The organism is Kitasatospora sp. NPDC056783 (assembly GCF_042789895.1).
Taxonomy (GTDB): Bacteria; Actinomycetota; Actinomycetes; order Streptomycetales; family Streptomycetaceae; genus Kitasatospora.
In genome coordinates this window covers 1-8,169 of the sequence record NZ_JBHUAF010000391.1, presented here as the reverse complement: position 1 = coordinate 8,169, position 8,169 = coordinate 1, and the positions used below count along the sequence as shown (strand labels likewise).

The 8,169-nt window shown below is 73.6% G+C and carries 9 protein-coding genes; 5 read left to right on the top strand and 4 right to left on the bottom strand.

The features are described 5' to 3' along the window. Window positions 1-102 precede the first annotated feature (102 nt). Window positions 103-246, bottom strand: a complete 144-nt coding sequence (locus ACFRMQ_RS34595) for a hypothetical protein (RefSeq protein ID WP_380734747.1) — start codon at window positions 244-246, stop codon at window positions 103-105. A gap of 98 nt (window positions 247-344) precedes the next feature. Between ACFRMQ_RS34595 and ACFRMQ_RS34590 the strand changes: the two genes are divergently transcribed. Both ACFRMQ_RS34590 and ACFRMQ_RS34585 read left to right on the top strand, forming a co-directional pair. Then, complete coding sequence (locus ACFRMQ_RS34590; RefSeq protein WP_380734746.1) at window positions 345-1,130, top strand: SDR family oxidoreductase; 786 nt, start codon at window positions 345-347, stop codon at window positions 1,128-1,130. A 211-nt stretch (window positions 1,131-1,341) separates the two neighbouring features. Continuing rightward, complete coding sequence (locus ACFRMQ_RS34585; RefSeq protein ID WP_380734745.1) at window positions 1,342-2,562, top strand: hypothetical protein; 1,221 nt, start codon at window positions 1,342-1,344, stop codon at window positions 2,560-2,562. Window positions 2,563-2,577: 15 nt separating this feature from the next. On the opposite strand, the gene ACFRMQ_RS34580 is transcribed toward ACFRMQ_RS34585, so the two are convergent. Continuing rightward, window positions 2,578-3,141, bottom strand: coding sequence for a TetR/AcrR family transcriptional regulator (locus ACFRMQ_RS34580; RefSeq protein WP_380734744.1), 564 nt, complete (start codon window positions 3,139-3,141; stop codon window positions 2,578-2,580). A gap of 102 nt (window positions 3,142-3,243) precedes the next feature. Between ACFRMQ_RS34580 and ACFRMQ_RS34575 the strand changes: the two genes are divergently transcribed. Then, window positions 3,244-3,726 carry a DUF1348 family protein gene (locus tag ACFRMQ_RS34575; RefSeq protein ID WP_380734742.1) on the top strand — a complete coding sequence of 161 codons (483 nt, stop codon included), beginning with the start codon at window positions 3,244-3,246 and terminating at the stop codon, window positions 3,724-3,726. Between the two features lie 62 nt (window positions 3,727-3,788). Here the strand turns inward: ACFRMQ_RS34575 and ACFRMQ_RS34570 are convergent, their stop codons facing one another. Continuing rightward, entirely contained in the window at window positions 3,789-4,334 is a 546-nt protein-coding gene (locus tag ACFRMQ_RS34570; RefSeq protein WP_380734741.1) for a MarR family winged helix-turn-helix transcriptional regulator, read from the bottom strand. A gap of 80 nt (window positions 4,335-4,414) precedes the next feature. On the opposite strand from ACFRMQ_RS34570, the gene ACFRMQ_RS34565 reads away from it, so the two are divergent. Then, on the top strand, window positions 4,415-5,737 hold the full coding sequence (locus ACFRMQ_RS34565) for an MFS transporter (protein WP_380734740.1): 1,323 nt from the start codon (window positions 4,415-4,417) through the stop codon (window positions 5,735-5,737). A 10-nt stretch (window positions 5,738-5,747) separates the two neighbouring features. Here ACFRMQ_RS34565 and ACFRMQ_RS34560 read toward each other — a convergent pair whose 3' ends face one another. Further along, window positions 5,748-6,641, bottom strand: a complete 894-nt coding sequence (locus ACFRMQ_RS34560; protein ID WP_380734738.1) for an alkaline phosphatase family protein — start codon at window positions 6,639-6,641, stop codon at window positions 5,748-5,750. A gap of 243 nt (window positions 6,642-6,884) precedes the next feature. Between ACFRMQ_RS34560 and ACFRMQ_RS34555 the strand changes: the two genes are divergently transcribed. After that, entirely contained in the window at window positions 6,885-8,147 is a 1,263-nt protein-coding gene (locus tag ACFRMQ_RS34555) for a serine hydrolase domain-containing protein (protein WP_380734737.1), read from the top strand. Window positions 8,148-8,169: the final 22 nt, after the last annotated feature.

The window sequence follows — 8,169 nt, the reverse complement described above, 5'->3', positions numbered from 1 at the left end:
GGGTGCCCCCGCAGCACCCCGGGCCGGTCCGCGTACCGGTCGCCCTCCGCCTCACCCCGCCGCCAGAGCGGCAGGACCGCCACCGGCCGCGGCTCGGCGGGCTCAGGCATCGTGCCCCGTCCTTCTCCGGTCCCCCGCCAGCGAGTCCTCCAGTCGCGCCAGCAACCGCCGGAACCGCTCGGTGTCCTGCTCCGTCATCCGTCCCTCGGGCAACGCCCCCGGCCGCTCGGCCGTCCTCTCGTCCATGCGCCCGAGGCTAGGCGATGACGATCAATGGGCGATAAACGCGCGTTCGGGCGAAAAGCACTTGCCCGGTGCGGTTCGGCCCGGAAGCATCCCCCGTCATGACGACCCATCGGAACGATCCGACGCCCTCGCGCCCCCGTCCGGTGGCCCTGGTGACCGGCGTGGGCCGGACGGTCGGCATCGGCGCCGGGATCGCCGGGCGGCTCGCGGCCTCCGGGTGGGACCCCGCCTTCACCTACTGGACGGCCTACGACCGGCGGATGCCCTGGGGCGCCGAGGAGTCCGCGGCCGCGGAGATCGCCCGCGGCCTGCGCGAGCACGGTGCCCGCGCCGTCCCGGTCGAGGCCGACCTCGCCGATCCGCAGGCGCCCGCACGGGTCTTCGCCGAGGCCGAGCGGCGGCTCGGGCCGGTCACCGCGCTGGTGCTGTGCCACTGCGAATCCGTCGACTCCGGCCTGCTGGACACCACGGTCGAGAGCTTCGACCGGCACTTCGCGGTCAACGCGCGCGCCACCTGGCTGCTGGTCCGGGAGTTCGGGCGCCGCTTCACCGGTGCTCCGGGCAGCGGCCGGATCGTCGCGCTGACCAGCGACCACACCGTGGGCAACCTCCCGTACGGCGCCAGCAAGGGCGCCCTGGACCGCATCGTGCTCGCGGCCGCCCAGGAGTTCGCCGGCCTCGGGGTGACCGCCAATGTCGTCAACCCGGGCCCGGTGGACACCGGTTGGATGGACCAGGACGACCGGGAGGAGCTGCGCGGGCGGACACCGCTGGGCCGGCTCGGCACCCCGCAGGACGCGGCTCACCTGGTGGACTTCCTCTGCTCACCGCAGGGGCAGTGGGTCAACGGGCAGCTGCTGATGAGCAACGGAGGTCTGGCGTAGGCCCCCGGGGACGGGAGATCCACATCTCGCAACCTCCGCTCACCGCAACCGAGTTGACTTCCATCCGGGCGCGAAACGGACGGGGGCAAATCACCGATCGGGCTGCGCGTCCCGGCCGGGCCGATGGAGACTTGCGGGCGGCACGGGGGCGGGAGTCAGCGGCTCAGCGGCGCCTCCGTGACGTCAACGAGAGACAGGAGCTGCACATCCCATGAGCAAGCGCACCTCTCGCACGGTCGCCGCGGTCATCGCCGCGGCCACGGCCACGGCCCTCGCCGCCGGTTCGGCACCGGCGGTCGCCGGCCCCTCCTCGGGGAGCATCTCGATCGAGTCACCGCCCACCGAGCCCGGCACGTACTCCAGGGAGCTCAAGGCCGTCAACGGCAACGGGGACAGCGTCTCCGAGATCATCGTCGGGGACCTCGCCGGCAACGGCCCCATCAGGACGTACCTCCTGCTCTGGACGGACGGGGCGCTCACCACGCTCCCGCCGCTACCCGGCGGCACCGGCGGGAGCGCGACCGGGATCAACAACTCCCTGACCGTCGTCGGGACTTCCGGAACACAGGCGGGCGACCACCCGCACGCGGCGCGCTGGACCGCGCCGACCACGCCGAACACGCCGAACACGCCGGTAGAACTGCTTCCGCTGCCCGGTGACACGATGGCGGCCCCGGCCGCCATCGGTGACGACGGCACCGCGGTGGGATCCTCCTGGGACGCGTCCGCGAAGCACGCGGTGGCGTGGCCGCCCAACGGCGCGCCCGTCGCCCTGCCGCCGCTTCCGGGCGACACCGAGAGCGCTGCCGTCGCCGTCAACAGCTCGGGCACGGCGGTCGGTTACTCGTATCCGGCCGGAGCCCTCGGCTCCCCACGGGCGGTCATCTGGAGCTCCGACGGGACCGCCGCCCCACTCGATCCGCCGGCCGGCTTCGCCAGCAGCGGCGCGACCCGCATCACCGACTCCGGCATCGTGATCGGGAGCGGCCGGGCGGGCGGCGCCTCGACGCCCGACCACGCCCTCGTCTGGGACGCTTCCGGCACCGTCGCCGATCTGGGCGCGGCGAGCGAGGCGAAGGCCGTCAACAACGCCGGGACCGTGGTGGGCCGCCGGGGAGGACAGGCCGCGCGCTGGTCCGTCGACGGCACGCCGGTGCCGCTCGCGCCGACCGCGTTGACGAGCACCGCGACCGGGATCAACGACCAGGGCGTCGTCGTCGGGTACACCAGTGACCCGCCGCCGACCCGCGCCCAGTTCTACGCGCAGCTCTGGAACCCGGACGGCTCCCTCGGCGCGCTTCCCCCGTGGTCGCCGGACTTCCCCTACGCCACCCCGTCCTTCGTCACCAACAGTGGGATCGTCGTGGGTGAGCTCCTCCTCCGCGGCCTCGCGTACTACGGCAGGCCGTTCACGATGCGCTGGCGCCTGTAGGGCCTGCGGCGCCGGTCACCGGGCCGGCGCCGCGTCCAGCAGCATCCCGGCCGCCTCCTTCGCGTCGGCGGCGGCCGTCGGATCGCCGTGCACGGCGGCGCCGGTGATCGCCCCCTCGGCCAGCAGGGTCAGGTGGACGGCCGTGGCGGGCGGGGCTCCGGCGGCCTCGGCCAGGGCCGCGAGGTAGCTGCCGAACTCGGTCTTGTGGTGCCGGGCGGCGGCCACCACGCCGGGACTGGTGGCGCCCAGTTCGCCGAGCGCGTTGACGAAGGCGCAGCCCCGGAAGCCGGGTTCGGCGAACCACCGGCCGAGCCAGTCGAAGACCGCGAGCAACTGCCCCCGGGGGGATCCGCCGGTGCGGGAGACGTACTCGGCGAGGCTCGCCCGCCAGCGGCCGTCGCGGCGCAGCAGGTAGGCCTCGACGAGATCGCCCTTGGACGGGAAGTGCTGGTAGACGCGGCGCATGGTCAGGCCGGAGGCGGCCCGGACGGCGTCCATGCCGACCGCCTGGACGCCCTGGCCGTAGAACAGCTCCTCGGCGGCGTCGAGGATCCGGGTCCGCGGGTCTTCCTGCTCCATCTGCCGTGCCCTTTGCGTGAGAACGATGGTTCTCCTATCGTAGCCAGAGCGATGAGAACGATCGTTCTCATCGACGGAACGCCCATGCCGAGGAGCGACCCCATGCCCGAGAACGACACCGGACGGCGCCCGCCCCTGCCCCCGTTCACCGAGGAGACCGCCCGCCGGAAGGTGCGGGCCGCCGAGGACGCCTGGAACACCCGCGACCCCCAGCGGGTCGCCCTCGCCTACACACCGGACAGCCGCTGGCGCAACCGCTCCGAGTCCCTCACCGGGCGCGAGCGAATCGCCGCCTTCCTCACCCGCAAGTGGCGGCGCGAGCTGGACTACCGGCTGGTCAAGGAGCTCTGGGCGTACGGCGGCGACCGCATCGCGGTCCGCTTCGCGTACGAGTGGCACGACGGGGCGGGCCGTTGGTACCGCTCCTACGGCAACGAGAACTGGGAGTTCGACCGGAACGGCCTGATGGCCCACCGGCACGCCTCCATCGACGACCTGCCGATCAGCGCCGAGGAGCGCCTGTTCCACTGGCCGCTCGGCCGCCGCCCCGACGACCACCCGGGGCTCACCGAACTCGGCCTCTGAGCGACAGCCGGGGGCGGGAGGCACCCTCCGACGGAAGGCGCGCGGCGAGCGGCGAGCGGCGACTACCGGTCCGCCGCGGCCCCCTGGGCGAGCATCACCTTGCGCAGCAGCCCGGCCAGCGTGTGCCGCTCCTCCTCGGAGAGCACCCCCAGCAGCCGCCGCTCCTCCCGGCCCACCACGTCCAGGGCCTCCCGCCAGGCGTCGCGCCCGGCCTCGGTCAAGGCGATGTCGACCTTCCGGCGGTCCTCCGTGGACGGCGTGCGCAGGACGAATCCGCGCCGCTCCAGCGCCTCCAGCCGGCCGGTGACCGAGGCCGGGGCGAGGTTGAGGTCCGCCCGCAGGTCGGAGGGGGCGGCATGGCCGCCGCGCCCGGCGAGCACGTGCAGGGTGTCGAACTCGTGCTTGTGCAGGCCGTAGTCGGCGACGCCCTGTTCGCGGACCCGGCCGAGGTGGCGGGTGAGCCGCGACATGCGGGTGACGGAGGCCTCGATGTCCGGGTCGAGGCCGGGCAGCACCGGCTGCCAGCGGTCGACGTGGCCGTCCGTCCAGTCCCGGAGCTCCGCCCCGTCGGGGGTCGGAGTGTGCTGCTGGGGAGGGTGCTCGGCCATGGGAGGAGTCTACAAACCGTAGAACCACGGCGCCAAAATATTCGTTGCCGAAATTTCGTCACCGAAATACAGTGCGCGGCGTGACTCGACACCCCTTGCGCCTGGGCGGCTTCCGCCTGCTCCTCGCCGGCCGGACGGTCTCCACCCTCGGCGACGCGGTCGTCCCGGCCGCCCTCGCCATCTCCATCACCCGCGCCACCGGCTCCTCCGCCTCGCTCGCCCTGGTCCTGGGCTGCGCGATGGTGCCGAGGCTGCTCCTGCTGCCGGTCGGCGGGGTGGTCGGGGACCGCGTCAACCCCCGGCTGGTCGCCCTCGTCACCGACCTGGTCCGGGCCGTCGCCCAGCTGACGGTCGGCCTGGAACTGCTCGGCGGGCACCCGAGCCTGTCCCACATCGCGGCCGCCTCGGCGGTCGGCGGCACCGCCTCCGCCTTCGCCATGCCCACCGCCTCGCCGCTCGTCGTGGCCGCCGTCCCGGGCACGCTGCGGCTGCGGGCCAACGCCCTGCTCGGCACGGCGACCGGCGCCGCCCAGCTGGCCGGCCCGGCACTCGCCGGCGTCCTGGTGTACACCGCCGGACCGGGCTGGGCGTTCGTGCTCGACGGCGCCTCCTTCGCGCTCAGCGCGGCCCTGCTCACCCGGCTGCGCGTCGACCACTCCCCCGGCGAACCGCGCTCGCTGCGCCGGGACCTCACCGAGGGCTGGCGCGAGGTGCGCTCCCGGGACTGGTACTGGACCAGCCTGATCGCCCACGGGGTGTGGAACGGCGCGAGCGCCGTGCTGCTCACCCTCGGCCCGCTGATCGCCGCCACCCGGCTCGGCGGCGACGGCACCTGGGTGGCGCTGACCCAGGCGGGCGCGGTGGGCCTGCTGGCCGGCTCGCTGATCGCCGGCCGGCTGCGGCCCCGCCGCCCGGTGCTGGCCGGCAACCTCGCCCTGGCGCTGTACGGGCTGCCGCTGGCCGCGCTCGCCGCCCCGGCCCCGGCGCCGGTCGCGGTGGCCGCCCAGGCGGTGGCGATGGCCGGGCTGGGCTTCCTCAACCCGGTCTGGAAGACGGTGGTCCAGCAGGACTTCCCGGCCGGGACGCTGGCCCGGGTCACCTCGTACGACTGGCTGCTCTCGCTGGCCGCCGCCCCGCTCGGGTACGTCCTGGCCCCGCTGGCCGCCGGCGCCTGGGGCGACCGGGTGCCGCTGCTGACGGCGGCCGGCCTGGTGACGCTGGTCTGCGCGGGCACGGCGGCGGTGCCCGGGGTACGGCGGTACGGCGCCCGGGCGAGCGCCCCGCAGGCTCCCGGGCCGGCGACCGAACGGCCACCGGCCCGGGCCCGGGAGCGGAGGGAGGACCAGGAGGAGAAGCAGCGGGCCCGGCCCGGGGACCGGACCCGATCCGGGGTCACTCCCTGACCGGCGCCGCTCAGTTCCAGATGCCGCTGATGTCGCTCGCGGTGGCCGCGTTGCCCGCGTGGCCGGAGGTGCCCGCCAGGTCCTCCAGAGTGCGCAGCACGTCGTAGTGGTTGTAGGTGGCGGAGCTGGTGCTGCCCGGGGTCACGTGGGCACCGTAGACGACGGTCGGGATGCGGTTGCCGGACAGCTTGTTGTCCTCGTCGAAGGTGACGACCAGCAGGCTGTTGTGGCTCTGCGCCCAGGTGGCGTACGCGCCGAGGTTGTTCTTGATCCAGGTGTCGCCGGTGCCGACCGAGCAGTCGTGCATGTCGCTGCACAGGTTCGGCACGACGAAGGAGACGTTCGGCAGGGTGCTGTAGTCGGCCGGGAACTGGGCGAAGGTCTTGGCGCTGCTGACCGGGACGTTGCCGAAGCCGAACCAGGGGTTGTGCTTCTGCGCGTAGTTGCCGCTGCTGCACACCGTGCTGCCCTGGCTGGGCAGGGTCTCGTTGTAGCTGGCCCAGGTCTTGCCGGCGGCGATCACCTCGGAGGCCAGGTTGGCGCTCTGGAAGCCGCCGACCGTCACACAGCTGTCGTCGACGCGACCCTGGGTGGAGCCGGAGAACAGGGCGTAGTAGTTCGGCTCGCTCGGGTGGGTGATGCCGTAGGACTGGGTGAGGTTGGCGCCGCCCGCGACCAGGGTGTTGAGGTACGGCGCGCTGCTGCTGCCGATGACCTGGGAGTAGGCGTGGTTCTCCATCACCACGACGACGATGTGGTCGGGCGCGGGCAGGGCGGCCGCCTGCGCGGTGGAGGCGGTCGCGGCCCACAGGCCGGCGGAGGCGGCGACCAGGGCGACGGCGGAGCCGATCGCGGTCGCGGTGCGGCGGGAGCGGGGGTTCAGGGGCTTCGTGGACGAAGTCATGACAAATCCTCGGGTAGGGAACGGCCCGAACAGCATCGGGCGCTCCCGTCGACGCGGGTAGACGACAGCAGGTGAAACCTTGACCCCGCGACGGGAAACGAACGGTGCGGCCACCCGGGTCGCCACCGACAACGAGAAATGCGGGCGAACCGGTTCACATTGCCAGCGGCCGCCCGACCGGTGATAGTGATCTTGGAACGGCGCGGTCCGACGCCGCGTCAGCTTGAGAGAGAACCGAGGAACATGGCGAAGACCAGCCTTCTGCGTCCCCTCGCGGTGGCCGCCGCCGGCGCCGTCCTGGTGGCGACCGGAGCCCTGCCCGCCGCGGCCGCCGACCGGGACGCGACCGACACGGCCGCCCCCGACCTCGCCGGGGTGCGCGCCGCCCTCCAGGCCACCACCGCGGCCGGCGCCCCGGGCGCCTTCGCGGTGATCCGCGACCACGGCGGCAAGGAGCGCACCGACTCGGTGAACGTCGGCCTCGCCGACCTGGACGGGACCCCGATGAACTCCTCGTGGAGGTTCCGGGTCGGCAGCAACAGCAAGATGTTCGCCGCCGTTCTCGTGATGCAGCTGGCGGAGGAGGGCCGGATCGACCTCGACCGGCCGCTGCGCGAGTACCTGCCCGAAGGCACCCTGCCGGCGGACTGGACGATGACGGGCCGTCAGGTGATGGAGCACCGGGCGGGCGTCTACGACCACACCAACGACCTGCTGGAGCAGGCCGGCGAGGAGACCACCAGCGCGTTCGAGGCGCGCATCCGCACCAAGGTGTACGACCCCCGCGAGCTGGTGGCGATGTCCGTCGGGCACGGCCCGCAGTACACCCCCGGCACCCGCTACTCGTACTCCAACACCGACTTCGTGCTGATGGGCCTGGCGGTCGAGCACCTCACCGGACAGCCGTACCCGGAGGTGCTGAACGAGCGGATCATCCAGCCGCTCGGGCTGCGCAAGACCTCCTTCGTGGTACCCGACCAGCAGATCCGCGGCGCCCACGTCACCGGCTACCTCAGCAACGACGACCGCACCAAGCCGCTGCTGGACTCCACCGAGCAGACCGGCTCCTGGGTGTGGAGCGCCGGGGCCGTCATCTCCAGCGCCGAGGACCTCGACCGCTTCCTCACCGCGCTGATGGCCGGCGGCGAGGGCGGGCTGGTCTCGGACGCCTCGCTCCGGCAGATGACCGCCGCCCTGCCCACGCCCACCGCGAAGATCTCCTACGGCCTCGGCCTGCGCCGGATCACGCTCTCCTGCGGGGACGTGTACGGGCACGGCGGCATCGTGCAGGGCTTCAACAGCCAGTCCTTCACGACCCCGGACGGCCGGCGCAGCGTGGTGGTCTTCGCCAACGCCTCCAACAACGGCTCGGTGACCCAGGGGCTGATGAACACGCTGGAGCCGGCCTTCTGCGGCAAGCAGCCCACCGCCGCCCCGCGCACGGGCTTCGCCCCGGCGTCGGCTCCGGTCGGCTCGCTGCCGGTGGTGGAGGACACCCGGATCTGACCGGACCCGGCCGGTCGTACCG

Coding starts and splice junctions, on each gene's coding strand:
- ACFRMQ_RS34555 (WP_380734737.1), top strand. CDS start 6,885: ATGGCGAAGACCAGCCTTCTGCGTCCCCTCGCGGTGGCCGCCGCCGGC.
- ACFRMQ_RS34595 (WP_380734747.1), bottom strand. CDS start 246: ATGGACGAGAGGACGGCCGAGCGGCCGGGGGCGTTGCCCGAGGGACGG.
- ACFRMQ_RS34590 (WP_380734746.1), top strand. CDS start 345: ATGACGACCCATCGGAACGATCCGACGCCCTCGCGCCCCCGTCCGGTG.
- ACFRMQ_RS34560 (WP_380734738.1), bottom strand. CDS start 6,641: ATGACTTCGTCCACGAAGCCCCTGAACCCCCGCTCCCGCCGCACCGCG.
- ACFRMQ_RS34575 (WP_380734742.1), top strand. CDS start 3,244: ATGCCCGAGAACGACACCGGACGGCGCCCGCCCCTGCCCCCGTTCACC.
- ACFRMQ_RS34570 (WP_380734741.1), bottom strand. CDS start 4,334: ATGGCCGAGCACCCTCCCCAGCAGCACACTCCGACCCCCGACGGGGCG.
- ACFRMQ_RS34585 (WP_380734745.1), top strand. CDS start 1,342: ATGAGCAAGCGCACCTCTCGCACGGTCGCCGCGGTCATCGCCGCGGCC.
- ACFRMQ_RS34580 (WP_380734744.1), bottom strand. CDS start 3,141: ATGGAGCAGGAAGACCCGCGGACCCGGATCCTCGACGCCGCCGAGGAG.